Here is a 25,408-nt window from a genome sequence, read left to right on the forward strand (position 1 = left end):
GCCTCCGCGCGGGTGCTGCCGGACGCGGTCGACAGCGAGTCACAGGACGTGACCGGCCAGCCAGGTCGTGACCGTGGCTTCGACGACCGCGCCGACGACGATCAGCGAGAGCGCGAGCGCCGCGAGCACGCCGAGTTCGCGAAGTTCGGACCGGTCGACCACGGTGTCGCGTCGTTCGCGCAGGTACGACAGGAAGTTGACGGGGAGTCGGAACCCCGCCGCCCCCGCGATCCACAGCCCGGGGAGTTCGAACAGCCCGTGTGGGACCAGCAACGCGGCGACCTCGAGGGGGGCGGCCGGAACCAGCCCGACGAAGTAGAAGTGGAACACCCCGTTGGAGAACAGTACCACGAGCGACACGGTGCCGAACGTCACGGTGCCGGCGAGCAGCGCGACGGCCACTGCGAGGTTGATCACCAGCAGGTCGGCGAAGGAAGCGCCCGCTCCAGCCCCGGCGACCGCGGTGTCGCCGCTGGCCCGTGCCAGTCGCGCGTAGTCGAGCGTCGAACCGACGCCCAGCCCCAGCACCGCGCCGGACAGATAGACGGCCGCCGCGGCGCCGATCAGCCGTCCGTTGGCTCGGACCGCCGACCGGAGCACCGCGAACCGACGCGTCAGCGCCCCCGCGACGACCGGCCCGTCAGTGACCGTCATCCGCTGGTACCGGGCTAGGCTCCGGGACCGTACTGGTAGTACAGGTACCCGACCCCGTAGCCGGTGCCGTTGCACAGGACGTACGCGAACAGGTATCCGTTGGCGGCGAGCAACACGTTCGCGGCCAGCGCCGGAACGGCCAGCGCGATGCCGGCGGCCGCGACTCGGCCCGCGCGCTGGTTTTCGGCCGGGAGGCTGTGGTTGTGGGCGACGACGGCCCCGAAGGCCAGGCCCAGCACCGCGACGACGCCGGCCCAGACCGGATCCAGCGCGAGTAGCGACACGCTCTCGGGGAGGACGCCCGCGAAGGAGAGCCCGAGCGCGTCGAGCGGTAGCGTCGCGAGCACCACGACGACGAGCAACTGTACCAGGTCACCGCGCGCGTTGTCCGGGTCCGACGACGAGCGGACTGTCTCTTTCGAATTCATATGTTTTTCTGATTGATGTAACTTCATTATCGGTTGTCGTGTGACGGATAAAAAAGTGTGGGTCACCCGGCGGTCAGAGTCCGATCAGGATGGAGGCGGCCCACCCGTACGGACCGCCGACCAGACTGGCGAGCGTCGTGTACTTCGTGACCGTGGACGCGCCGAGCAGGACCTGACAGGCGAGTTCCGCCTGGAAGGAGTCGGCCTTCTCACACGCTTCGCCGACGAGGATCGACCCGAACTCCGCAGTCGCGCCCTCCGCGCCGCTGACGGCCGCATCCGCCGCCGCCGTCGTGTCGGCGGCGGCGGTCCCCGCCGTGAAACTGGTCGCGATCATCGACAGTACTACCAGCGATGCCAGGAACCGGCCTGCGGTTTTGTACTCCATAACTCCAGTTTCGGTTACATATGCTTTCTACATAATTGTACCGTTAATTCTAATTTATTCTAGAATACACTACTGAGAGATGAGAACGAGGTCGGGTCGAGCGTGACGCGCTCGTCGGCCGTCGAGAACCGTCGTCGAGGAAACGCCGGGCTACTGCAGCTCGACGAACCGGACGCCGCCGTACTCGTTCCGGTCCAGCGAGCCGTCGGCCCGGCGGCGGGCGCGGACGAGCGTCTGCTGGCGTCGACCGATGGGGGCGAGCAGGATCCCACCGGGACGGACCTGCTCGACGACGGCCTCGGGGAACTCGGGAGCGGCGCAGGTCAGATACGCGCGGTCGTAGGGGGCGTGCTCGGCCCACCCCTCCTTGCCGTCGCCCGCGCGGACCGACACCGCACCGTAGCCGAGGCGGTCCAGCCGCTCCCGAGCCTCCCCGGCCAGCGAATCGTGGTACTCGACGGAGTAGACGCCTTCGGGGCCGACGACCTCGGCGGTGACGGCGGCGTGGTAGCCACAGCCGGTGCCGACCTCCAGCACGTCGTCGCCGGGCGAGAGGTCGAGCAGGTCGGTCATGACCGCGACCATGTGCGGGGCGCTGATCGTCTGGCCCTCGCCGATGGGCAGCGGCGTGTCGCGGTAGGCGTCCTCGCGCTGGGCCTCGGGGACGAACTCGTGGCGGGGGACGGTCGCCATCGCCTCGCGGACCCGCTCGTCGTCGATCCGGCCGCGGTCGTCGAGCCGTTCGACTAACCGCTCGCGGGCGGCCGCGAAGTCCATGCTACCACGCCGACCAGGCCGACGAGGACTCGTCGCGCGCGTACACCCGGTTGATGTCCTTCGCGAAGGCGCTGTCGCCGTCGAAGTCGAGCTTGGCGTGCTCGTAGCCGACGGCGTCGTCGCGGACGTGGATGCCCTCGACGGTGAACTCCTCGTCGCCCAGTTCCTCCGTCTCGCCGACGACGAACTCGTAGTCGCCGGGCACCTGAACGGTCAGCGACTCCGTCTCGTCGTGCGTGCCGTCCTTGGGGTGCAGCGTCAGGTCGACGCTGACGTTGCCGACCGCGCGGGTCCAGATGGTCCGGACCTCCTCGGCGGTCGTCTCCTCGGCGCGCTGCTCCTCGCCGAGTTCGAGGCTGGTGATCCGGACGGTCATGATCGCCTCCTCCGTCTCCAGCAGGAACTCCTCGCCGACGGCGAGCTGTTCGCCCTCCGGCACGTCGGCGGTGGCGGTAAAGGACTCGCCGTCCTGGGAGACGACCACGTCGCGCTCGTACTCCGTGGTCGAGGGGAGCTGGTCCTTGTGCGTGTGGCCGCATTCGGTACAGCGGATCGTGGCGTGGCCGCCGCCCGTCGCGAGCACCTCGTGGACGGTCTCCAGCGAGGGCGAACACGAGGGGCAGGCGACGGCGACCCGCTCGGCGGACTCGGTCATACCCCCGTGTTGCCCCCGAGCGCGTAAAAGTCCGCTGAGTCGGCCCGCGGGCGGCCGCGGCCGGTCGGCCGCCCGACCGGTCGGCGGAGGGAACGGACCCGACCTCTGAGACCCCGGGACGGGGAGAATATTCACGTGGGTCGGCATCGAACGAACGGGGCATGCACACCGGATCCGAGCGACCGGGGGGCGAATGGGAGGGCCGACCCCGGACTGGGGAACGGCTGCAGCGCCGCCGGATCGCCGTCTTCCTCGGCGTCACGTTCGCGGTGTCGTGGGCGACGGCGGCCGTCATTTACTGGCTCGGGGGGATCGACGGGGGACCGACGCTGGCGCTGGGGATCCCGCTGTGGCTGGTCCTGCTCGCCGGCCCCTACATGTGGGGACCGGCCGTCGGTCACGTCGCGACCCGGTGGGTGACCGACGAGGGGTTCGACCGCGGCGAGCTGCTCCTCCGCGTGCGGACGCGGCCGCGCCCGTGGCTCGTCGGGTGGGTCGGCCCCCTCGTCCTGATCCTCGCCGGCGCGGGGCTGTACTTCCTGGTGTATCCGGATCTCTTCGGCGGGATGGGGGCGGTCGCGGACCTGCTCGCGGCGGTTGAGGAAGAGACGGGCCAGGCGGTCCCGCTCTCGCCGACGGCGTTTCTCGCCGTCCAGTTCGTCCAGGCGCTCGTGGCCGCGCCGCTCGTCAACAGCGTCGCCACCTTCGGCGAGGAGTTCGGCTGGCGCGCGTACCTGCTGCCGAAGCTCGCGCCGCTGGGCTGGCGGCGAGCGCTGGTCGCCCACGGCGTCGTCTGGGGCGTCTGGCACTGGCCGGTCATCGCGATGGGGTACAACTACGGCCTGGCGTACACGGGCGCGCCGTGGCTCGGCCTGCTCGCGATGACCGTCGCGACCGTGGGACTCGGGGTGTTCCTCGGCTGGGTCACGCTCCGGAGCGGGAGCGTCTTCCCCGCCGTCGTCGGCCACGCGATGATAAACGGGGGCGCCGGCCTCGCGACGCTGTTCGCCACCGCCGTCCCCAACCCCGTGTTCGGCCCGACGCCGGTCGGCCTGGTCGGCGTCGCCCCGTGGCTCGCCGTCGCCGCCGTCCTGTTCGTCCGGACCGACTGGCTCTACCCCGGCGAAACGGGTCGGTCGGATTCCGGCACCGAAAGCGTCTGAAACGACCTACTCGGTCGACGGCAGTTCGATCTCTTCCCCGTCGGCGTACACCGTGGGCCCGGTGATGATCCCGTCGAGGTGGACCGGTGCGTGCGTGTCGCCGCCGATACCGTGGTCGTCGCCGACGGCGATGTGGACGGTGCCGGCGGCCTTCTCGTCGAGCAGGACCGATCCCACGAGCTCCTCGACGGCGAGGTTGGAGCCGATACCCAGCTCCGCCAGGTTGTAGGCGTCCCTCCCCACCTCGTCGGCCGCGGTCTCGAGCTCCTCGCGGACGGCGTCGTCGGAGACCTCGGTGACGTAACCGTCCTCGACCTCGAACTCGAGGGTCTGTCCGTCGTCGAGCCTGCCGTGGGGCATCATCGTCCCGTCGACGACGAAGCGGCCGTTCGCGTCCTCGGGGCTGACGAAGATCTCCCCGGCCGGGAGGTTCGACATCTCGCCGGGCTCGTGGACGATCCCGGTGTCCAGTTGCCACGCCCGGTCGCCCAGATCGAAGGTGATGTCGGTGCCGCGGTCGGTCGTCACGCGGACCCGCTCGCAGCCGGCGACCTGGTCGAGCAGGCGCTCGGACTCGGCGGCGATGGAGTCGTAGTCGGCGTCCAGCCCCATCAGGAAGACCCCGTCGGTGATCCCCGGGAGGGTCGCGACCCGGGCGCCCGCCCCGGTGGCGTCGGTGCGGGCCTCGGTGTGGGTGAGACTCTTGGTGGTGGGCGCGAGCACCACGTCGGCGCCGGCCATCGCGGCCGCGACGGGTTCGGGCGGCTCCTCGCCGTGCTGGTCGCCCGGCGGGTAGCGGACGATGGCGGCGTCGTCGGCGATCTCGCTCGCGACGGCGTGCAGCGCCTCGCCGATGGCCTGTCGCTCGTCGTCGGTGACGACGGCACAGGACTCGTCGCTCCCCAGGTTCATGCACTGCCTGACCGCGGTCTCGGCTGGCGCTCGCAGGGACGAATCGCTCATGCCCGACCCGAAGCGCGGCCGGCTGTTAGGTCTTGTCCTCGGGCGGGCGGCGCCAGGACGGTCCGTCGGCGACGGCGGGCGATAGGTACAACGGCTCTTTGAGTCTCGCGAAGGGGTTTAAGCTGGTGGTGTGTAGCACGGGACGCCTTCCCATCCCTCCCCGCTGTCGGCCCTCCACCCACATCCCGTCCCCGTTCTTCCCGCTTCTCCCCGCCCCGTTCCGGATCGCGTTGCCGTCGGACCGCGAGCCCGCCGTTCACTCGTCGGGGTCCGCGTCGGCCGCCAGCCCGTCGAGGAGGTACTCGGCGGTGGTCCGGGTCGTCGCCAGCGGCGTGTCGTGCACGTCGCAGATCCGCAGGAGCGCGCTGATGTCCGGCTCGTGGGGCTGGGCGGTCAGCGGGTCCCGCAGGAAGATGATCCCGTCGAGGCGCTCCTCGGCGACCTCGGCGGCGATCTGCGCGTCGCCGCCGATCGGCCCCGACTCCTTGCGCTCGACCGTCAGGCCCGTCGCCTCGGCCACCCGCTTGCCCGTGGTGCCGGTCCCGACCAGGTCGAACGTCGACAGCAGCGACTCGTAGGTCTCCGCGAGGTCGATCATCTCGGGCTTCTCGTCGTCGTGGGCGATCAGCGCCAGGCGCGTCATACCCGCGGCTTCGCGCCCCGGCGGGTTAGGCCTGTCCCGCGGCCCCCGGTCCGGCGGGTGCGCCGAGTCGAGTGACGTGGCCGCTCACTCGGGGTCGACGGTGACGTGGCCGCCGCCGTCGATGGTGACCTCGTGGCCCTCCACGGTGAAGGTCAGCGACTCCTCCTCGCCGTCGCCGTCGAGCAGCGCCGCGACCGCCTCGAGGTCGACGTACGACTCGGCCTCGTCTATCTCGTCGGGGTCGGTGTCCGTCGCGTCGGCGACGGCTGTCCGTACGGCCCCGTCGATCGGTCGCGGACTGACCCACCCGTCGCTCTCGTCCTCGCCCTCCCCTGGGGCGAGTACGTACAGGTCCTCGCTGGCTGGCATACCCTGTACGTCACCGGAGCGCTATATAGTACTACGACTGCGATTTCACGCTCTGAAAGAACTGCCCCGGCCCGTCCGCCGACTCCGGGCGGCGCCCCGGTCGCCGGGACCGGCGCTTTTTACGCTCCCCGACGACCGCTATCCGCGTCCCGACCGGCCGGAGTCGCCGCTGTCGGGGATGTCCGGCACGCGGGACGGGCGCGATCGAAATCGGGGATGCCCCGATACACCGGTGTTGGAGGCGTCGTCCGGAAGTCGGATGTCAGAGGCACGGTCCGGCTGCTCCCCCCAACACCGTCCGTATCATACTCGACAACCTCGATTAATCTTTTGGCATGGTAGAACAAGTGTATTTAAATACGGCCGCCGCCGCGCCGGCGACCGACAGTTCGGGGCGGTGGCGGATAGCGGGCCGGGACCGGCGGCGGCCGGTCCCGGGGGGGTCGGACCCCGGTTTCTGACCGGCGGGCCGGACCGCCGAACCCGCGGGTCAGATGCCCTCGCGCTGGTAGGACCCGTCGTAGGTGTCGGCGTGGTTCGCCTCGGCGAGGACCAGCTGTGCGATCCGGGCGCCGGCCTCGAGTTCGACCGGGTGGTACACCTCCAGCAACCCCTCGCCGCGGCCCTCGTAGCCGGCGTCCCAGACGGCGGTGTCGAGCATGCAGGAGTTGCGCAGCAGCGACGACCGCGGGTAGAGGAACCCGACGTGGCCCTCCGGGATCCGGACGGTGTCGGCGTAGGCGACGACGTACCCGCCGGCGTCCAGCCGGTAGACCGCCGTCCCGTCCGCCTCGTCGGGGTCGAGCTTCCGGCGCTCGCCGACGGTCTTGCCGTCGGTGCCGACCCGGCCGGGTTCGACCTGCTCGTAGACGGCGCCGAGCCGCAGGTCGACGCCGTTGGGCTGTACCTGCTCGTCGTCCACGTCGCCGAGCGCGTCGGCGACGAACCGCCCGCTCCTGAACATACCGGCCGTGGACACCTCGCCCGCATAGCCGTTTCGTTCCGGAAAGCGTCCGCGGACCCCCCGTCTCTCCCCCAGAGCGCCCGTGCGACCGCTCGTCCGGTGACCGCGCGCGTCGCCCCGCCGACCGAACGCGTTCACCGAAGCCGAACGTCCGACGGCGACGTTAGTCGTGACCGCGAACGACGATGGTCGAAATCGCAGGACTGCGCGGCTGTGGCACCTGACAACACTCGCGGCGACTCGCGGGTTTTATATCCGCTCGTGTGCCATTGTGGGACGTTATGGGACAGACACTCACCGAGAAGATCCTCGACGACCACCTCGTCGAGGGCGAACTCGAGCCCGGCGAGGAGATCGGGATCGAGATCGACCAGGTCCTCACGCAGGACACGACGGGAACGCTCGTCTGGCTGCAGTTCGACGCGCTCGATCTGGACAACGTCCAGACCGAGATCGCCGCCCAGTACTGCGACCACCAGACCTACCAGTTCGACTTCAAGAACACGGACGACCACCGCTTCCTGCGGTCGGCGGCCGGCAAGTTCGGCGCGCACTTCTCGCGGCCGGGCAACGGTATCTGCCACAACGTCCACAAGGAGAACTTCGCCGCGCCCGGCAAGACGATGCTCGGGTCGGACTCCCACACGCCGACCCCCGGCGGCCTGGGCGAACTCGCCATCGGCGCCGGCGGCCTCGACGTGGCCGTCGCGATGGGCGGGGGCGCCTACTACATCGACATGCCCGAGGTCGTCAACGTCCGCCTGGAGGGTGAACTGCCCGAGTGGGCCACCGCCAAGGACGTCATCCTCGAGTTGCTCCGGCGGCTGTCCGTGAAGGGCGGCGTCGGCAAGATCTTCGAGTACACCGGCCCCGGCGTCGAGAGCCTCTCGGTGCCCGAGCGGACGACCATCACCAACATGGGCACGGAGCTGGGCGCCACCTCCTCGATCTTCCCGACCGACGAGCGCACTGAAGAGTACCTCGAAGCCGTCGGTCGCCCCGAGGACTTCGAGCAGGTCGAGCCCGACGAGGACGCCGAGTACCACGACGAGATCGTGGTCGACCTCTCGGAGCTCGAGCCGCTGATCGCCGAGCCGTCGATGCCCGACAACGTCGTGCCCGTCCGCGAGGTCGAGGGCACCGACGTCGACCAGGTGATGATCGGCTCCTGTACGAACGGCGCCTACGAGGACATCCTCCCGGCCGCGAAGATGCTTGAGGGCCGCGAGATCAACAAGACGACCGAGATGATCGTCGCGCCCGGCTCCAAGCAGGCCTCCGAGATGCTGGCCCGCGAGGGCTGGACCGCGGAGATGATGGCTGCCGGCGTCAACTTCTCCGAGGCGACCTGCGGCGCGTGTATCGGCAACGGCCACGTGCCCGCCTCCGACTCCGTCTCGCTGCGCACCTTCAACCGCAACTTCGAGGGCCGCTCCGGCATCGAGGACGACTCCGTCTACCTCTGTTCGCCGGAGGTCGCGACGGCGGCCGCCCTCAAGGGCGAGATCGTCGACCCGCGTGACCTGGCCGACGAACTCGGCGACCTCGAGGACCCCGGCTTCGAGCTCGGCGACAACTACGTCGGCGTGAGCGGCTCGGACCTCATCGCGCCCGACGAGGCCGTCGACGACGAGCTCATCAAGGGCCCCAACATCGGCGACGTGCCGCTGAAGGACCCGCTCCCGGCCGACCTGAAGGGCGAGGTCCTCCTGAAGATGCCCGACAACATCACGACCGACCACATCAGCCCGGCCAACGCCGACGTGCTGATGTACCGGTCGAACATCCCGAAGCTGTCGGAGTTCACGCTCACCCGGGTCGACGAGACGTTCCCCGAGCGCGCCTTAGAGGCCGACGGCGGCGTCCTGCTCGCCGGCGAGAACTACGGCCAGGGCTCCTCCCGGGAGCACGCGGCGCTGTGCCCGATGTACCTCGGCATCGACGCCGTCCTCGCCCAGAGCTTCGCCCGCATCCACAAGGCGAACCTCTTCAACTTCGGCATCGTGCCGCTGACCATCGACGAGGACACCTACGAGGACATCGACCAGGGCGACTCCGTCGAGATCGTCGACGACGTCGCCGAGGCCGTCCGCTCCGGCCAGGAGGAGATCACGGTCCGGATCAACGACGACTGGGAGGCGACCGCCAACCTCGACGCCTCCGAGCGCGAACGCGAGATCCTCGCCGACGGCGGCAAGCTCACCCACGTCAAACAGCAGTACGAGTCGGGCGACGGCGCCGCGCCCGCCGACGACTGACCGGCCCGCCACACCTTCGCATTTTTCGCGCGCAACTCGGTGAGCGGCGGCGCCGCTCAGCTATGGAACCGCGGAAACGGAAAGAGAGTGGGTGGGGTGGGGAGGGTGGGGTGGCACCCATTGCGGGTGCGTTCGCCGGTGGGTGGGTCGCGGTTATGAATTTTCTGATCACCGCGGCGTCGCGTGGTTTTTCGTGAGGGATCGGCGGTCGGCGACGCGTTCGGGCGAAGCGCGGGGACCGGGCTCGTCAGCCGGCAGTAGACATTTGTAGGGCCGTCGCCTACCCGGCGGTAGTGACGACCGTCCCAGCGGACGAGGAGTCGGGCTCGGACGTGCACGTCCGTGAGGCCGAACGCGCGGACCTGCTCGCGGTCTTCCACATCGAGCAGGAGGCGTTCCCCCAGCCGTGGCCGTTCTCGGCGTTCGAGCGCTTCCTCGACGAACCCGGCTTCCTCGTCGCGCAGGTCCGCGACGATGCCGACTCCCGCGAGACGGCGACGGTCGGCGACGACGGCCGCGTCGTCGGCTACGTCGTCGCCGACGTGGTCCCCGAGCACGGCGACTCGCTCGGGCACATCAAGGACATCGCCGTCGCCGAGGAGTGTCGCGGCCGGGGCGTCGGCCGCCGGCTGCTCCAGCGAGCGCTGACCGTCCTCGCGACCGAGAGCGTCGGCTCGGTGAAGCTCGAAGTCCGCGAATCCAACGACACGGCCAGGCGACTCTACCGTGGCTTCGGCTTCGAGCGCCAGGGCCGGCTCCCCAGCTACTACTCCAACGGCGAGGACGCGCTCGTGATGGCCCGGGAGTTCTGAGCGACCGTCGCCGTCGCTGGGTTACTGCTCGTCGTCTCGGAGCGCCTCCGCTATCGCCTGCAGGTCCGCCTTTCTGAACGAGTCGCCGCTGTCCTCGCCGTCGCCGCCCAGCCCGTCGACTGCCTCGCGGATCGCCGTCCGCATCGCCGGTTTCGAGGGCTGGCTGTCCGTGTCGATATCGGCGTCGACGGCGTCGCAGATGGCCGCGAGCGCCTCCTTCGTGAAGGCGCTGGAGACCTCCCGTTCGAAGCGGCCGACCGAGACGCGGATCTCGTTGCGCAGCGCGTGGACCGTCGGTGACATGGTGTGTCCGTCGTCGGGGTCCATAGTGTGCGTTGTGGTCGAGGGGTTGGAGCGGCTGTCGACGACGACGGATCCGCGGCGACGGACAACTCCGCGACCGAGTACAGCGTGAAAGACGCTCGAACAACCGTCGCTACCGCGACCGCTCCCGTTGCTGGAACCGCAGACAGTGTGAAAGCCCCCGCGCGCTGCGGTCGAGGGGCTCGCTGCGCGCTTCACTCGCTTCGCTCGTTCCAGTGCTTACTGCGCCCGTCTTCCCGCAGCGCGCGGCCCCTTTCATTCCCGCCCGCATAGACTGGCCGGTTAGCGACACGGGTGGGAATGAAAGGGGCGACCCGCTCGACGAAGGCGGACGACGTAAGTGACGCGGGACCGGAGGTCCCGCTAATCTGAGGCCGTTGCCCTCAGACACCGCAGGCCGAAGGCCGAGGAGCGCAACGAGGCCCCCGAGTCGAGCGGGTCGGGGCTTTCACGCTGTTCGCAGGAGGAGTAGCGGCAGTCGCGGTACCGATTCCGATCGCCCTACCGAATCCTCGTCACCACGCAGCGAGGGCGTCGCGGCCGTGGCTGTACGAGAGGATGCCGAGGAAGGCGAAGACGCCGGTGAAGGCGAACGCGCCGCCGAGGAAGAACACCCAGCCGATGCCGACGTTGCTCGTCAGCCAGCCGCCGGCCAGCGGGGCGAGGACGGAGCCCGGCCGCCAGACCAGATCACGGACGCCGAAACTGGAGGCGACGCCCTTGCCCTTGCCCTCGTCGGCGAACAGCGCCATGCTGGCGGGCTCGCGGATCGAGTCGGCGACGCCCAGCAGGGCGTTCAGCGCGACCAGCGGGAGGAAGGCGGCCGAGAGCGTCCCGAGGAACGGGAAGGCCGCGGGCAGCGCGAGCGCCTCGCCGATAGCCGGGGTGAACGGGACGACGACGGCGACGGTCCCGTAGAAGAGGCCGCCGATAAAGACGAACCTGGCCCGGCCGAACCTGTCGGAGAGGCCGCCCATGTAGGGCTGGCCGAGCATGTTGGTGAACTTCTCGGCGGCGATGATCACGGAGACGGCGGTCGCGGCCTCGAACCCGAGGCCGCCGCGGGCGGCCGCCAGCCCCGCGTAGATGGGGACCCACGTCCGGACGAGCGTCACCGCGACGGCGTACTGGGCGCGGAAGCTCGTCATCGTCAGGATGCGCCTGTTCAGCGCGAGGTCGGTGAACGGGAACCCGTGGACCCGGGTGTCGTCGGGTTCGACCCACAGCCAGACGACGACGAACGCCGAGGCGGCGATCACCATCAGCAGGGCGAAGACGGCCTCGAAGCCGAAGAGGTCGTACAGCGCGCCGGCGGAGAACGTGCCGCCGATGGCCGCGGCGAACCGCCAGGCGTTGGAGGTGCCGATGGTCGTCCCGCGCTCGGACTCGCGGGCCAGGTCCCCGACGAGCGCCAGCGCGATCAGGCCGGCGGCGGTCATCGAGATGCCCTGGACCGCGCGGACGGCGATGAACTGCCAGCTCGTCTCCACCAGCGCGAACCCGAGGTAGACGAAGACGGCGAGGCCGAGCCCGCCGAGCAGGACCGTCCGCTTGTCGTAGCGGTCGCCCGCCCACGAGATGGGGACGATACCGACCGCCTGGGCGAACGTCAGGCCGGTCGCGAACAGGCCAAGGACGAACCCCTCCGCGCCGAGCTGGTTGATGAACTTCGGCAACAGGGTCAGCAGCGTCACGAAGCCGAACGAACTCGCGAAGCGCGTGAAGTAGAGCGCGCGCAACTGTCTCCCGGTGTCTGTCACTGCTCGGGCGTCTGCGGTACGTGCCAAAAGCGGTTGCGATAGTCGAGGAACTCGCTTCGATCGCTGGCCGGTCGGTCACGGCGCCGGCGAGCGATCGTCGCGGATCGCCCGGTGGGCCGTCGCGAGTCACTCCGGAGTCTCCCACCCGAGTCGCTCGCGGACGCGGCGGTTCCCGGCGAGGAGTCCGGCGACGCCGAGCAGGACGGTGAACGCCGCCGGCGCGAAGAAGAGGGGACGCCACGACGGCTCGACGTTCGGAACCGTCGTCAACACCACGGCGCCGAGAAAGCAGAAGAACGTGGTGTCGATTCCGCCGACCGACTCGGCGTCGCGACGGCCGGCCGCGTACGCTCGGGCGTGCCCGACCTTCGCGACGGCGTGGACGCCGAACCCGACGACGGCAGCGACGTAGGCGGCCAGGGTCAGCGGCGTCTCGGCGAGCGCGACCGCGCCGTAGGCGCTGCCGACCGCGAGGACGGCGCCGGCGACCGCCAGCGTGCCCGAAGCCCACGGCTCGAATCGGTCCGGATCCACACCCGCAGATCGAACGGGCGCCGAATCAACGTGACGGTACGGTCACACGACAGGCGGCGAGAAACTGCCCGGGGACGGCGTGGTCAGTCAGACGCCTCGGCCGCGGCGAGCGGTTCGATGGCGATCTCGACCTCGATGCCCTCGACCTCCCAGGTCTTGCGGTGGCCGTCGGCGACCCTCCCCACTTCCTCGGCGCGGACCTCCTCGGCGATCAGGTCGGCGTGGTCGGCGACCAGGTCGGCCACGCGGTCGTCGCGCACCTCGTACTCCAGGCGGATGGACTCCTCCATGTCCAGTTCCAGTTCCTTGCGCATCTCCTGGACGCGGCGGACGACCTCGCGGGCGTAGCCCTCCGACTCGATGTCCTCGGTCAGGGTGGTGTCGACGTAGACGACGCCCTCGCTGTCGAGCGCCTCGAACTCGGCGCCGGCGACGCCGTCGGGCGTGTGGCGGACGAACTCGACCATCTCCCGGTCGAGGTCGACCGGCTCGTCGAGTTCGGCGGCGACGGCGGACTCCAGCGCCGCGACGGTCGGCTCGGCGACGCGCGCGTCGTTGAGCGCACTCATGACTCGGCCGGCGTCGTCGCCGAACTCCGGTCCCAGGAGGCTCATGTCGGCCTCCGCGGAGTAGGTGAGTTCGCCCCAGTCCTCGTCGGGGTCGACCACTTCGATGGCGCGGGCGTTGAGTCGGTCGGCCAGCAGGTCGGCGCGGAGTTCGACGGTGCCGGCCACGTCGGTGGCGTCGGCCTCGTCGCCCGTCTCGTCGACGTCGACGACGACGCGCTTGACCGGCCAGCGCAGTTTCCGCTCGGCCTGCTGTCGGGCGTTCGACCCCGCCTCCTCGATCTCGCGGACGATCTCGATATCCTGTTCCAGCCCCACGTCGCGGTACTCGTCGTCCGGTTCGGGCCAGTCACACATGTGGACCGTCGGGTGGCCGACGTCGCCGGTGAGCGAGCCGTAGACTTCCTCGGCGACGAAGGGGGCGAACGGGGCGAAGAGCGCGGCGACCTCTTCGAGGACGGTGTAGAGCGTGGCGTACGCGGCCTGTTTGCTCGGCGAGTCGGACTCGTCCCACATCCGCTCGCGGACGACCTGGATGTAGAACCGGGACACGTCCTCGACGACGAAGTCGATGAGGGCGTTGACCGCGCGGTCGTTCTCGAAGTCCTCCATGGCGTCGGTCATCTCCGCTTCGACGCTCTGGAGCCGCGAGAGCACCCACTCGTCGACGAGTTCGAGGTCGTCCTCGACATCGGCGAGCGTCGTCGCCTCGGGGTCGAAGTCGTCGGCGCGCATGTACGGCAGCGGGAACCGCGCGACGTTCCAGAGGATGTTGAGCCGGCGCTGCATCTCCTGGGTCTCGTCCCACGAGAAGTTCATGTCCTCGCCTTGGGCCGTGACCGACAGCAAGAAGAGGCGCATCGGGTCGACGCCGTACTCGTCGATGACCTCGTGGGGGTCGACGAAGATGCCCTTCGACTTGGACATGCCGCGGCCATCGGGCATGTTGGCATAGCCGTGCATCAGCACCTGCTCGTAGGGAATCTCGCCCATCGCCGCGGTGGCCATGCCGAGCTGGGACCAGAACCACCCGCGGGTCTGGTCGTGGGCCTCCATGATGAGGTCGGCGGGCCACAGGTCGTCGAAGCGGCTGTCGTCCTCGGGGTAATCGAGGGTGCCCCACGTCGCGACCGACGAGTCCAGCCACACGTCGAACACGTCCGGGACGCGTTCGTAGACGACGCCGTCCTCGGTGATCGTCAGGTCGTCGACGGTGTCCTTGTGCAGGTCCACCTCGTCGGGGTCGATGTCCTGATCCACGCGCTCGGCGAGTTCCTCGCGGTCGCCGACGACGACGGCGTCGGCCATCTCGCCCGACCAATCCTCGGGGATCCAGATGGGGATCGGGATGCCCCAGTAGCGCTGGCGGGAGACGTTCCAGTCGGGCGCGTCCTCGACGAAGTCACGGAACCGGTTGTCGCGCGCCCACTGGGGGTACCACTCCGAGTCCTCGATGTTCTCCAGCAGTTCGTCCTTGATGTCGGTGATCGTGATGAACCACTGGTCGGTGACGATCTGGATGATCCCGGTGTCGCAGCGCCAGCAGTGACCGTAGCTGTGAGTGGTGGTCCCCTCGGCGAGCAGGGCGCCGTTGTCGTCCAGATCCGCGATGATGTCGCGGTCGGCGTCCTTGACGAACTCGCCAGCGTAGGCGCCAGCCGACTCGTCGTAGACGCCGTCGGCGCCCACGGGGCAGAAGATGTCCAGCCCCAGTTCCGTCCCGCGCTCGAAGTCCTCCTCGCCGTGGCCCGGCGCGGAGTGGACGAGGCCGGTGCCGTCGCCCTCGGTGTCGACGTACTCGCCGGTGTACACTTCGAGCGCGCCCTCGCCGCCGGGCGCGTCGGGGACCTCCTCGCGCAGCGGGTGCTCGTAGGTCCAGCCGACCAGGTCCTCGCCGGTCAGTTCCTCGACGACCTCGTAGTCGTCGTAGCGGCCGGCCGACAGCACCGACTCGACCTTTGGCGCGGCGACGTAGAGCCGCTCGGTCTCGCCGTCCTTCGTCGCGTCGACGCCGACGTACTCCCCCTCGCCGTCGACCGCGACGAACGTGTTGGCGGGGATGGTCCACGGCGTCGTCGTCCAGATGACCAGCGAGCCCTCCCTGTCTTCGAGGTCGAACTTGACGTAGATCGAGGGGTCCTCGACATCTTCGTACTCGACCTCGTTGTTCGCGATGGCTGTTTCACAGCGGGGACACTGGGAGATGGAACGCTGGCCCTGCTCGACGAGGCCGCGCTGGTGGGCCTTCTCGAAGCCCCACCACGCCGCCTCCATGTACTCGGGCTCGACCGTCTTGTAGGGGTCGTCCCAGTCCATCCAGACGCCGAAGGACTTGAAGTCCTCCTGCAGTCCTTCGAGCTGCTCGTCGGCGTAGGCCTTGCACTCCTCGATGAAGGCGTCCTCGCCGAACGCCTCGATGTCCTTCTTGTTCTCGAAGTCCAGGCGCTCCTCGACGCGGGTCTCGATGGGCAGGCCGTGCATGTCGTAGCCCGGCCGGTCGGTCACGTCGTACCCCTGCATGCGGAGGTAGCGGATATAACAGTCCTTCAGCGTCTTGTTCCAGGTGGTGCCCATGTGGGCCGACCCGGAGGTGTACGGCGGGCCGTCGACGAAGAAGTAGTCCTCGCCGTCGGCGCGGTGCTCTTTCGTGCGCTGGTAGGCGTCGACGGCGTCCCAGTAGTCGAACACCCGGTCCTCGACCGCGTCGGGGTCGTACTGGTCGGGCACGTCCGCGAACCGCTCCGTGCGGGCCGCGGGCTCCCCGTCTCCGTCGGCGTCGTCCGTGCTCATACGTTCACGGACCCGCCCGACGCTCTTGGAAACTTCGATTACGCGGTCGCGAGGTGAGGTCGTTCTGTGAGTCGATTCGGCTGGGGGTGATGATAGCCCTCGGCCTGCTCGCTCTGGATCGAAGTGACCGCAGGACACAGAAGGTGCTGAAAGCCCTCGGCCCGCTCGCGGTCGCTGAGCGACATACCCTCGTTGCACTCGGGTAGAGGTCGCTCAGGCGACTGAACTGCACGCGAGCGCCCCTCGCCCTTTCAGTCCGCCAGGACAACACCGCACAGCACCGCAGACGGCCACACACCTCCCCACCCGATTCGCTCGCTCCCGCTGGTCGCTCTCTCATCCCTCGCGCGGCTACGTCGCGGCACAGAGGCCGCGACAGCGCGCGCCACCGTGACCCCGCCCTTTCACTTCCAGGCCGCTCGACGGGGATTCCGCGGGACGCCGACCAGATTTCGGCCCGTACGCGTCGGAAACATACCGTCTGCCCGCGCTTGCGTCCCACTTTCGCTCCGACTGGCAAACGGTTAAGTGGCGCGGGGAGCGTGGTGAAAGTAATGACGGAGGACCCCGAGGAGGGGATGCTGTCGTGGGACGAGTCGGTGTTCCGCGACGAACACGTCTTCGAGATCGACTACCTGCCGGAGACGTTTCTCCACCGCGACACGCAGATGGAGACGCTGAAGTACGCGCTCCGGCCCGCGGTCCGGGGGTCGCGGCCGCTGAACGTCGTCGCGCGCGGCCCGCCCGGCACCGGCAAGACCACCGCCGTCCAGAAGCTGTTCGGCGAGCTGCAGGCCCAGACCGACGTGAAGACCGTCCGCGTGAACTGCCAGGTCAACTCGACGCGGTACTCGGTGTTCTCGCGGCTATTCGAAGGGGTGTTCGACTACGAGCCGCCCTCCTCGGGCATCTCGTTCAAGAAGCTGTTCTCGCAGATCACCGACCAGCTCGTCGCCGACGACCGCGTGCTGGCGGTGGCGCTCGACGACGTGAACTACCTCTTCTACGAGGACGAGGCCTCCGACACCCTCTACTCGCTGCTGCGCGCCCACGAGGAGCAGGGCGGCGCGAAGATCGGCGTCGTCTGCATCTCCTCGGACCTCGATCTGGACGTGATCGACGCGCTGGACACCCGGGTCCAGAGCGTCTTCCGCCCGGAGGACGTGTACTTCCCGAAGTACGACCAGACGGAGATCGTCGACATCCTCGAGGAGCGGGTCGACCGGGGGTTCCACGAGGGCGTGATGGCCGCGCCGGTGCTCGACCGGGCCGCCGAGTTCACCGAGGAGCAGGGCGGCGACCTGCGCGTCGGCATCGACCTGCTGCGCCGGGCCGGGCTCAACGCCGAGATGCGCGCGAGCAAGGCCATCGAGATGGAGGACGTCGAGAAGGCCTACGACAAGTCGAAGTACGTCCACCTCTCGCGACGGCTGCAGGAACTCTCGGAGGCCGAGAGCGCCCTGCTGGAGGTGATCGCCGAACACGACGGCAAGCGCGCGGGCGACATCTACGACGTGTTCAACGACGAGACCGGCCTCGGGTACACCCGCTACTCCGAGGTGACCAACAAGCTCGACCAGCTGGGGATCATCACCGCCAGCTACGCCGACGTGGACGGTCGGGGCCGCTCGCGGGAACTGACGCTCAACTACGACGCCGACGCGGTGCTCGAACGGCTGTAGCGGGCCAGCGGCTCCGTAGCCGAGCCGGCGATCCGCACGACGTTCTAACCGGTGGGACCCGACGGAGACTCAGCTCGGCGATCCACGGGCACGAGCCGGCGTCCGTCCCCGTTGCAGCGTCCCCGTCAACCGCCGTTCTTTCGACCACAACTTATAAGCGCTCGGTCGCCAAACTATGGATTAGACAAGTCTAATCTTCGGATTTGGTGTTAAACTATGTCACTCGACACAGACGACGGACCAGGGGTAACGCGGCGGGACGCGCTCCGCGCCGGCGGCGCGGCGGCGCTGGCGGGGCTGGGCGGCTGCACGGCCCTGCCGAGCGCGCCCGTCGAGGCCGGGAGCGACGGCGACGACGGGGGCGACCCGGTCGCGGTGGCGTCCTTCTTCAGCTTCTTCGACTTCGGCCGGCAGATCGCAGAGAGGACCCCGCTGACGGTGGAGAACCTCGTCCCGGCTGGGCTGCACGGCCACGGCTGGGAGCCAAACGCCAGCATCACCCAGCGCATCATCGAAGCGGACGCGTTCGTCCACGTCGGCCCGGAGTTCCAGCCGTGGGCCGACCGCGCTATCCAGACTATCGAGGGCGACGACGTGGACACGGCGCTGATCAACGTCCGGGAGGGGGTCGAACTGGTGGACCTGGCCGCGTCGCTGGACCGCGACGAGGAGGGCGTCGGCGCCCAGCGCGGGAAGGACCCCCACTTCTGGCTGGACCCGCGACGCGCGAAGCAGTCCGTCGACAACATCGCCGAGGGGTTCGCGGAGATCGTCCCGGACCACGCCGACGCCTTCCGCGAGAACGCCGAGACGTACAAGTCCGAGGTGCTCGACCGCATCGACGCCGACTACGAGGCCATCTTCGACCGGTCCGACCGCGACATCGTCCAGCTGGCCGCGCACAACGCCTTCCAGTACCTCGGGGTGCGCTACGGCGTCGAGATGCGGCCGCTGGTGACGAACCTCGCGGCCAGCGGTGACGTCAAGCCCGCGGACATCCGCGAGGCCGAGCGGGTCATCCGCGAGAACGACATCCGCTACATCGCCAACGGCGTCTTCGAGTCCCAGCGGCCGGCCCGCCAGCTCCTCCGCGAGACGGCGGTGGAGGCGTACTTCCCCGTGACGCCGTACGCCGGCGTCCGCGAGGAGTGGGTCGCGGAGAACTGGGGCTACGAGGAGATCGCCGACAACATCAACATGCCCACCTTCGAGATCGTCCTCGGCAACGAGACGCCGGAGGAGGCGGCCCCGTCGGCGGAGTGGCTCGAACAGTGGCGGAACTTCGAACCGATATGACCACGCAGGAAACCGATCCCGGGAACGGGACCGACGCGGACGAACGAACGACCGCCGGGACCGCCGACGCGGCCAGCGACCGGGAGTCCGACGGGGTCGAGCCGGTCGTCGACATCGCGAACGTCACCTTCGGCTACACGGCGACGCCCGTGGTCGAGGACGTGTCGCTGACCGTCGAAGCGGGCGAGTACGTCGCCGTCGTCGGACCGAACGGCTCGGGCAAGTCGACGCTGATGGGGTTGATGCTCGGCCTGCTCGAACCCGACGCGGGGACCGCTCGACTGTTCGGCGACCGCGCCGACCGCTTCGACGACGGCGAACGGATCGGCTACGTCGCCCAGCAGGCCAGCGCCGCGACGGGGATGCCCATCACCGTCCGTGAGGTGGTGAAGATGGGCCGGTTCCCCCACGTGGGGTTCGGCCGGCTGTCGAGCGAGGACTGGGCCGTCGTCGACGACGCGCTCGCGACCGTCGGGATGAGCGGGTTCGCCGACCGCCGCATCACCGAGCTGTCGGGCGGTCAGCGCCAGCGCGCGTTCATCGCGCGGGCGCTGGCGGGCGAGGCGGACCTGCTCGTCCTCGACGAGCCGACCGTCGGCGTCGACGCCGAGTCGGTCGACGCCTTCTACGACCTGCTGGCGGCGCTCAACGCCGAGGGGATCACCGTCCTCCTCATCGAGCACGATCTCGGGGCGGTCGTCGAGCACGCCGACCGCGTCGTCTGCCTCAACCGCGAGGTGTACTTCGACGGCCCGACCGACGAGTTCGTCGACAGCGACGCCCTGGCCCGGGCGTTCGGGACCGGCGCGCGGTCGCTCGCGGGGGTGTCCGAATGAGCGCGGACGTGGCGGCTACGCTCCTGACGGCCGTCCTCGCCGCCGCGGACCCGTCGGTGGCCCTCCCGCTCCAGGGCGGACTGGGGAGCGTCGGCGACCTCGTCTTCGCCGTCCTCCTGTGGGTCCTGGAGCAGTGGTACTGGCTGATGGACTGGGTGTACTACTTCACGGGCCTGGAGATGCTGAACCCGCGCTACCGGTTCATGCACCGGGCGGTCCTCGTCGGGCTCTGCGTCGGCGTGATGGCGCCGCTGATCGGCACCTTCCTCGTCCACCGCCAGCTCGCGCTCATCGGCGACGCGCTGGCCCACACCGGGTTCGCCGGCGTCGCCGTCGGGCTGTTCCTCAACGCCGTCATCGACCTGGGGGTGTCGCCCTACCTCACCGCGGTCGTCGTGGCGATGATCGCCGCGCTCTGTATCGAACTCATCTCGGAGGTCACCGACGCCTACAACGACGTCTCGATGGCCATCGTCCTCTCGACGGGGTTCGCGCTGGGGACGACGCTCATCAGCCTCAACGCGGGCGGGCTCGCCGTCGGCGTCAACCAGTTCCTCTTCGGCAACCTCTCGACGGTCTCGCCCCAGAGCGCGGCGATCCTCCTGGTGCTGTTCGCCGTCATCGTCGGCACGGTCGCGGTCACGCGCAACCAGCTGCTGTACGTCACCTTCGACGAGACCGCGGCCGAGGTCTCGGGCATCCCCGTCAACTGGTACAACCGCGTGATGGTGATGCTGACGGCGATGGTCGTCGTCGGCGCGATGCAGATCATGGGCGTCATCCTCGTCGCGGCGATGCTCGTGGTGCCGGTCGCGGGCGCCACCCAGGTGTCCCGGAGCTTCTCGGAGTCGCTCGTCGTCTCGGTCGTCCTCGCGGAGCTGGCGGTGTTGCTGGGCATCGCCGCCGCCTACTACGGCGGCGTCACGGCCGGCGGGGTCATCGTCCTCTTCGCCGTGGCCATCTACGTCTGCGCCGTCGCGGTCGGCAAGCTCCAGTCGGCCCGCGGCGAGCGGACCGCGCCCGACATGGGGAGCATCGAGGCGGACGGCGCCGACATCGGGGTCGCCGCCGAGGACGACTGACCGGCGCGGTCCGAACGGAAACACACGAGTACGAGCGGCGGGTCGGTCCAGTCGAATGAGTGACGGCCACGCGCCGACCCGGGCGAAGTCGCTCGCGCTCGTCGCCGTCGGCGGGTTCGCGGGCGCGGCGCTGCGGTACGCGGTGGCGCTCGCGCTCCCCGGCGCCTTCCCGTGGGGGACCCTGGCCGCGAACGGGCTGGGGAGCCTCGCGCTGGGCGTCCTGCTGTACGAGCGCCACTTCGCCGACGCCGTGAGCGCGGAGACGCGGCTGGTCGTCGGCACCGGCTTCCTCTCGTCGTTCACGACCTACAGCACCTTCGCGGCCGAGACGACGGCGCTGGCCGGGACGGGCGGGCCGACGCTGGCGGCGGCGAACGTCGCCGCGAACTACGCGGTCGGGATCGCGGGCGTCCTCTGCGGTCGCCGGGTCGCGAGGTGGGTGTCGTGACCCCCGTCCTGCTCGTCGGGCTCGGCGGCGTCGCCGGCGCGCTCGCCCGTCACCTGCTCGGCGAGCGCATCGACGCCCGCACCGGCGACACGCTGGCGGTGAACGTCCTCGGGAGCCTCGCGCTCGGCGCGGTGCTGGCGGCCCCGGTCGGCGACGGTGCCGCCCTCGCGCTCGGGACCGGTTTCTGCGGGGCGTTCACGACGTTCTCGACGTTCGCCTTCGAGACGGTGCGGCTGTTCGAGACCGGCGAGCGCCGCCGCGCGCTGGCCAGCGCGGCGGTCAACCTGGTCGGCGCGCTCGCGGCCGTCTGGGTCGGGTCGACGGTCGCGGCGGCGGTGTGGTGACCGGTCGAAGCGGGACCGAGGAACTCCCCGGACCGCCGCGGCTCACTCGCTCAGCGCGTAGAGGACGCCGTCCTGGCTGGCGATGTAGACGCGGCCGCCGGCGACGATCGGGGCGGCCGTCTCGATGTTGTTGCCCGTGGCGAACGACCACTCCAGGTCGCCGGTGTCGGCGCTGAGGGCGTAGACGCTGTCGTCGCGGGAGCCGACGTAGACGGTGCCGTCGGCGACGACCGGCGGGGCGGTGACGCCGTCGCTGGGGTCGGTGAACCGCCACAGCTCCCGGCCGTCGTCCGCGTCGAAGGCGAACAGCGTCCCGCCGCGGGTGCCGGCGAACACCCGCTCGTCGGTCACCGCCGGCGTCGCGGCGAACGCGTCGCCCCGCGAGGTCTCCCACACGGTGTCGCCGCGGACGTTGATCTGCGCGATGGTGTTGCTCTCGCTGGTGACGAACAGCCGGCGCCGCCGGTGGGCGACGCCGTTGACGCTCCCGCCGAGGTCCGCCGTCCACTCGAGACTGCCCGAGGCGGTGACCGCGTACAGATCGTGGTCGGCGCTGGGCGCGTAGACCACACCGTCGGCGTAGGCGGGCGAGACGGTGATCGCGCCGTAGGTGTCCTGGTTCCACTCCTGGCCGCCGTCGAGGGCGTCGAACCGGTAGGCGCGACTGCCGGTCGACCCGACGTAGACGGCCCGGCCGTCGACGACGGGCGCGGTGTAGTCCTCCGTCGACCCGGGGTCCCAGTCCCAGAACGCCGAGCCGTCGTCGACGTGCAGGGCGTAGAACACGCCGCCGGTCGTCCCGACGTAGACTAGCCCGCGGTCGACCGCCGCGGCGCTGGTGACCGGCGCCTCCGTGTCCCGCGACCACTTCGTCTCGCCCGTCACGGGGTCCAGCGCGTGGAACGACCCGGTGTTGTCGCCGGCCCCACCCGCGCCGATGTACAGCGTCCCGTCGGCCAGAACCGGCGTCGCGTTCACGGAGTCCTGGTCGAACTCTTTCCGCCAGTCGACCGTGACGCCCTCGTGGGGGCCCACGGCGTCGGGGTGGTGGCCCCAGTGCTCGCCGTTCCGCATGAACGTCGGCCACGACGCGAGGTCGGACGCGCCCGGCGTCGCCGTCGCGGTCCCCGTGGACGCCGGCGTCCCGGTCGGCGTCGCGGTCGACTCCGGCGTCGCGGTCGGCGCGTCGGTCGGCGTCGGCGTATCGCTCGGTGTCGTCGTCTCCAGCGGTGCGTCACTCGGCGTCTCCGTGTCCGGGTCCCCCGGTGTCGGCGTCCCGCCGCCGTCGGATCCGCAGCCGCTGAGCCCGACCGTCGACGCGCCCAGCACGGCCGCCAGGAACCGACGACGGCTCGCCCGGTTCCGTGCCATGGCCGGTGTATCGGTCAACGGTGGCATATGTCCTTGGGTTCGTTCGATCCCCGCCCTGTGGCCGGATATCGCCCCCGAGAGCGTTTCTCCCCGGAACCGGCCGTCCGCGCGATCCCGGCCTCGCCCCCGCAGTTCGTGTGCAAAGGTTTCGCATACCAATAGACCTATATGGTGGTGTGGTATACCGTAGCATGTATGGCGTCCGCACCGAGCACCGACGACATGTTCGACGAGTTCCTGACCGACCGCGGACACGACGTCGAGGAGGCGGGCTGGGAGGAGAACTACAACAAGAAGCAGTGCCCCGACTGCGGGGGACTACACGACTCGGCCGCCACAGAGTGCTCGGTATGCGGCTGGTCACCGGCGTAACGCCCGCGAAACACACTTCTCCGCGCTTCTCCCGCCCGTAGCGACCGCTCCCCGAGTGTCGCGCAGTAGCTGTCGGCGCAGTCGCGGTGCGGTCGGCGCGCGCTGGAGCGCGCGTTCATGCGCGCGACCGTAGCCGCGCGAGGGATGAGAGAGCGAGCGGAGCGAGTGAGCGAATCGGCTGGGGAGGCTCGTGGCCGTCTGCGGTGCTGTGCGGGGCGGGTGCGGCGCGGTTGCTGTGCGGTGCTGTCCCTGGTGTCCGCGCGAACGTGTGAGCGCGGGCTCGGGAGAGCTTGCTCTCCCGGTGGACTGAACGGGCGAGGCGCGCTCGCGCTTGTGTAGTCGCCTGAGCGACCCCTATCCGCGCGGGCGGTGCCGAGAGCGCGGATATGTCGCTCAGCGACCGCGAGCGCGTCGAGGGCTTTCAGCACTCGCCGTCGAGTGCGGTACTGACTCCAGCTAGCGAGCGCGCCGAGGGCTTTCAATACTCGTTGTCGTCTGCGGTGGCTTTGACTCCAGCTAGCGAGCGCGCCGAGGGCTTTCAGCGCCTGCTGTCTCCTGCAGTAGACACGTCAGCTAGCGAGCGCGTCGAGGGCGTTCAGCACTCGCCGTCGAGTGCGGTCGCGTTCGCCGCTCGTTCCGCCACGGGAGAGCGGTCCAGATCCGTCCGGTAGCACGCAACACGAGGGTCGGCACCTACATTTAAGCGTCAGTCAGGCGTCGGTTCACGTATGAGCGAGACGGACGAGGAGGTCGACCTGGGCTTCGGACAGACGGTCTTCGACGACGAGGGGAACCGGCTGGGGACCATCCGCGGGTTCGACGAGCACGGCTTCTACGTGACGACCGAGGAGGGGATCGCGAGCCTGGGCCAGCACCTCTCGACCACCGCCGACTCCGGCGAGGCCGAGCTGATGTGGCGCTGCTGGGAGTGCGGCGAGATGGGCGACATCGAGGAGATCCCCGACACCTGCCCGGCCTGCGGCGCCGAACGGGAGAGCATCTACTACTGGACCGAGGACTGAGGGGGCGTGCGCGTCCTCGTCTTCGGCGCCGGCAGCCTCGGCAGCCTCCTCGGCGGCCTGCTCGCGCGCGCCCACGACGTGACGCTGGTCGGCCGCGATCCCCACGTCGAGCGGGTCCGCACCGAGGGCCTCCAGCTCACCGGCGAGTACACGGAGCGCGTCGAACCGGCGGCCGCGACGGCGGTCCCCGACGAGCGCTTCGACCTGGCCGTCGTCGCCGTGAAGGCGTTCGACACGCCCGTGGCCGCCGAAGCGCTCGCCACCGCCGAACTCGACGCGGTCCTCTCGGTCCAGAACGGGCTGGGCAACGAGGCGACCCTGGCGGGCGGGCTCGACGCCGCGGTGCTCGCGGGCACCTGCACGTACGGCGCGCGCCTGACCGAGCCCGGCGTCGTCGAGTGCACCGGCCGCGGCGAGGTGACGCTCGGGCCGCCCGACGGCGGCGAGTCGCCGGTCGCCGAGTCGGTCGGTGCGGCCCTGCGGGCGGCCGGGGTCGAGACGACCGTGGCGGCCGACATGCCCCGGCGGTGCTGGGAGAAGCTGGCGGTCAACGCGGGGATCAACGCCGTGACCGCGCTGGCGCGGGTCGAGAACGGCGCCGTCGTCGACGGGCCGGCGGGCGAACCGGCCCGCCGCGCCGCGAGGGAAGCCGCCCGGGTCGCGCGCGAGCAGGGGGTCGACCTGCCCGAGGCGACGGCCGTCGGGGCGGTCGAGCGGGTGGCGGCGGCGACGAGCGCCAATCGGTCGTCGATGCTGCAGGACGTCGAGGCGGGGAAGCGGACCGAGGTCGACGCGGTCAACGGCGCGGTCGTCGACCGGGCCGAGGCGGCGGTGCCGGTCAACGAGACGCTGGCGGCGCTGGTCCGGGGCTGGGAGCGCGAACGCGGACTGCGATAGGACGGCGAGA

The 25,408-nt window shown here is 70.0% G+C and carries 26 protein-coding genes; 12 read left to right on the forward strand and 14 right to left on the reverse strand.

Annotation, left to right across the window (positions count from 1 at the left end; all coding sequences use genetic code 11):
* Positions 1-39: 39 nt before the first annotated feature.
* The 5 genes from ACMGFG_RS01585 to ACMGFG_RS01605 form a co-directional block, all read right to left on the reverse strand.
* Positions 40-654 carry a stage II sporulation protein M gene (locus tag ACMGFG_RS01585; protein ID WP_436928600.1) on the reverse strand — a complete coding sequence of 205 codons (615 nt, stop codon included), beginning with the start codon at positions 652-654 and terminating at the stop codon, positions 40-42.
* Positions 655-668: 14 nt separating this feature from the next.
* Complete coding sequence (locus tag ACMGFG_RS01590) at positions 669-1,082, reverse strand: hypothetical protein (protein ID WP_436928601.1); 414 nt, start codon at positions 1,080-1,082, stop codon at positions 669-671.
* Positions 1,083-1,155: 73 nt separating this feature from the next.
* Positions 1,156-1,470, reverse strand: coding sequence for a hypothetical protein (locus ACMGFG_RS01595; RefSeq protein ID WP_436928602.1), 315 nt, complete (start codon positions 1,468-1,470; stop codon positions 1,156-1,158).
* A 150-nt stretch (positions 1,471-1,620) separates the two neighbouring features.
* Positions 1,621-2,247 carry a protein-L-isoaspartate(D-aspartate) O-methyltransferase gene (locus ACMGFG_RS01600; RefSeq protein WP_436928603.1) on the reverse strand — a complete coding sequence of 209 codons (627 nt, stop codon included), beginning with the start codon at positions 2,245-2,247 and terminating at the stop codon, positions 1,621-1,623.
* 1 nt (position 2,248) lies between these two features.
* Positions 2,249-2,902, reverse strand: a complete 654-nt coding sequence (locus ACMGFG_RS01605; RefSeq protein ID WP_436928604.1) for an HVO_0476 family zinc finger protein — start codon at positions 2,900-2,902, stop codon at positions 2,249-2,251.
* Positions 2,903-3,063: 161 nt separating this feature from the next.
* Between ACMGFG_RS01605 and ACMGFG_RS01610 the strand changes: the two genes are divergently transcribed.
* On the forward strand, positions 3,064-4,065 hold the full coding sequence (locus tag ACMGFG_RS01610; RefSeq protein WP_436928605.1) for a CPBP family intramembrane glutamic endopeptidase: 1,002 nt from the start codon (positions 3,064-3,066) through the stop codon (positions 4,063-4,065).
* Between the two features lie 6 nt (positions 4,066-4,071).
* On the opposite strand, the gene ACMGFG_RS01615 is transcribed toward ACMGFG_RS01610, so the two are convergent.
* From ACMGFG_RS01615 to ACMGFG_RS01630, 4 genes are all read right to left on the reverse strand, one after another.
* Positions 4,072-5,028 carry an aminopeptidase gene (locus ACMGFG_RS01615; RefSeq protein ID WP_436928606.1) on the reverse strand — a complete coding sequence of 319 codons (957 nt, stop codon included), beginning with the start codon at positions 5,026-5,028 and terminating at the stop codon, positions 4,072-4,074.
* 256 nt (positions 5,029-5,284) lie between these two features.
* Positions 5,285-5,671: a methylglyoxal synthase gene (locus ACMGFG_RS01620; protein ID WP_436928607.1), complete on the reverse strand. Its 387-nt coding sequence runs from the start codon at positions 5,669-5,671 to the stop codon at positions 5,285-5,287.
* An 84-nt stretch (positions 5,672-5,755) separates the two neighbouring features.
* Complete coding sequence (locus ACMGFG_RS01625; RefSeq protein ID WP_436928608.1) at positions 5,756-6,040, reverse strand: HalOD1 output domain-containing protein; 285 nt, start codon at positions 6,038-6,040, stop codon at positions 5,756-5,758.
* A 490-nt stretch (positions 6,041-6,530) separates the two neighbouring features.
* Positions 6,531-7,004: a deoxyuridine 5'-triphosphate nucleotidohydrolase gene (locus tag ACMGFG_RS01630; RefSeq protein ID WP_436928609.1), complete on the reverse strand. Its 474-nt coding sequence runs from the start codon at positions 7,002-7,004 to the stop codon at positions 6,531-6,533.
* 281 nt (positions 7,005-7,285) lie between these two features.
* On the opposite strand from ACMGFG_RS01630, the gene ACMGFG_RS01635 reads away from it, so the two are divergent.
* Both ACMGFG_RS01635 and rimI read left to right on the forward strand, forming a co-directional pair.
* Complete coding sequence (locus ACMGFG_RS01635; RefSeq protein WP_436928610.1) at positions 7,286-9,262, forward strand: aconitate hydratase; 1,977 nt, start codon at positions 7,286-7,288, stop codon at positions 9,260-9,262.
* A 293-nt stretch (positions 9,263-9,555) separates the two neighbouring features.
* Positions 9,556-10,074, forward strand: a complete 519-nt coding sequence (gene rimI / locus ACMGFG_RS01640) for a ribosomal protein S18-alanine N-acetyltransferase (RefSeq protein WP_436928611.1) — start codon at positions 9,556-9,558, stop codon at positions 10,072-10,074.
* A 21-nt stretch (positions 10,075-10,095) separates the two neighbouring features.
* On the opposite strand, the gene ACMGFG_RS01645 is transcribed toward rimI, so the two are convergent.
* From ACMGFG_RS01645 to ileS, 4 genes are all read right to left on the reverse strand, one after another.
* The gene (locus tag ACMGFG_RS01645; protein ID WP_436928612.1) at positions 10,096-10,377 is read right to left on the reverse strand and encodes a hypothetical protein; all 282 of its coding nucleotides are present in this window, start codon (positions 10,375-10,377) and stop codon (positions 10,096-10,098) included.
* 536 nt (positions 10,378-10,913) lie between these two features.
* The gene (locus ACMGFG_RS01650) at positions 10,914-12,158 is read right to left on the reverse strand and encodes an MFS transporter (protein ID WP_436928613.1); all 1,245 of its coding nucleotides are present in this window, start codon (positions 12,156-12,158) and stop codon (positions 10,914-10,916) included.
* A 126-nt stretch (positions 12,159-12,284) separates the two neighbouring features.
* Entirely contained in the window at positions 12,285-12,692 is a 408-nt protein-coding gene (locus ACMGFG_RS01655; protein WP_436928614.1) for a hypothetical protein, read from the reverse strand.
* Between the two features lie 83 nt (positions 12,693-12,775).
* Complete coding sequence (ileS, locus tag ACMGFG_RS01660; RefSeq protein WP_436928615.1) at positions 12,776-16,048, reverse strand: isoleucine--tRNA ligase; 3,273 nt, start codon at positions 16,046-16,048, stop codon at positions 12,776-12,778.
* Positions 16,049-16,602: 554 nt separating this feature from the next.
* On the opposite strand from ileS, the gene ACMGFG_RS01665 reads away from it, so the two are divergent.
* The 6 genes from ACMGFG_RS01665 to crcB all read left to right on the forward strand — a co-directional run bounded on the left by ACMGFG_RS01665 (position 16,603) and on the right by crcB (position 21,736).
* Complete coding sequence (locus ACMGFG_RS01665; protein ID WP_436928616.1) at positions 16,603-17,730, forward strand: ORC1-type DNA replication protein; 1,128 nt, start codon at positions 16,603-16,605, stop codon at positions 17,728-17,730.
* 216 nt (positions 17,731-17,946) lie between these two features.
* Positions 17,947-19,026 (forward strand): metal ABC transporter substrate-binding protein, encoded by a 1,080-nt coding sequence (locus tag ACMGFG_RS01670; RefSeq protein WP_436928617.1) that lies wholly within the window; start codon positions 17,947-17,949, stop codon positions 19,024-19,026.
* A complete protein-coding gene (locus tag ACMGFG_RS01675) occupies positions 19,023-19,862 on the forward strand; it encodes a metal ABC transporter ATP-binding protein (RefSeq protein ID WP_436928618.1) in 840 nt (279 codons plus the stop codon). Before ACMGFG_RS01670 ends, ACMGFG_RS01675 begins: the two co-directional genes overlap by 4 nt.
* Complete coding sequence (locus tag ACMGFG_RS01680) at positions 19,859-20,944, forward strand: metal ABC transporter permease (protein ID WP_436928619.1); 1,086 nt, start codon at positions 19,859-19,861, stop codon at positions 20,942-20,944. The genes ACMGFG_RS01675 and ACMGFG_RS01680 overlap by 4 nt, the downstream gene beginning before the upstream one ends.
* A 55-nt stretch (positions 20,945-20,999) precedes the next feature.
* Positions 21,000-21,392, forward strand: coding sequence for a fluoride efflux transporter FluC (locus ACMGFG_RS01685; RefSeq protein ID WP_436928620.1), 393 nt, complete (start codon positions 21,000-21,002; stop codon positions 21,390-21,392).
* A complete protein-coding gene (gene crcB, locus ACMGFG_RS01690) occupies positions 21,380-21,736 on the forward strand; it encodes a fluoride efflux transporter CrcB (RefSeq protein WP_436928621.1) in 357 nt (118 codons plus the stop codon). The genes ACMGFG_RS01685 and crcB overlap by 13 nt, the downstream gene beginning before the upstream one ends.
* Positions 21,737-21,778: 42 nt before the next feature.
* Here crcB and ACMGFG_RS01695 read toward each other — a convergent pair whose 3' ends face one another.
* Positions 21,779-23,107 (reverse strand): outer membrane protein assembly factor BamB family protein, encoded by a 1,329-nt coding sequence (locus ACMGFG_RS01695; protein WP_436928622.1) that lies wholly within the window; start codon positions 23,105-23,107, stop codon positions 21,779-21,781.
* 195 nt (positions 23,108-23,302) lie between these two features.
* Here ACMGFG_RS01695 and ACMGFG_RS01700 point away from each other — a divergent pair, with 195 nt between their 5' ends.
* From ACMGFG_RS01700 to ACMGFG_RS01710, 3 genes are all read left to right on the forward strand, one after another.
* On the forward strand, positions 23,303-23,479 hold the full coding sequence (locus ACMGFG_RS01700) for an HVO_0416 family zinc finger protein (RefSeq protein WP_167837397.1): 177 nt from the start codon (positions 23,303-23,305) through the stop codon (positions 23,477-23,479).
* Between the two features lie 728 nt (positions 23,480-24,207).
* A complete protein-coding gene (locus ACMGFG_RS01705; protein ID WP_436928623.1) occupies positions 24,208-24,501 on the forward strand; it encodes a DUF7130 family rubredoxin-like protein in 294 nt (97 codons plus the stop codon).
* A gap of 6 nt (positions 24,502-24,507) precedes the next feature.
* A complete protein-coding gene (locus tag ACMGFG_RS01710) occupies positions 24,508-25,398 on the forward strand; it encodes a ketopantoate reductase family protein (RefSeq protein WP_436928624.1) in 891 nt (296 codons plus the stop codon).
* Positions 25,399-25,408: the final 10 nt, after the last annotated feature.

This window comes from Halosimplex halobium (assembly GCF_051414055.1).
In the GTDB taxonomy this organism is placed as follows: Archaea; Halobacteriota; Halobacteria; order Halobacteriales; family Haloarculaceae; genus Halosimplex; species Halosimplex halobium.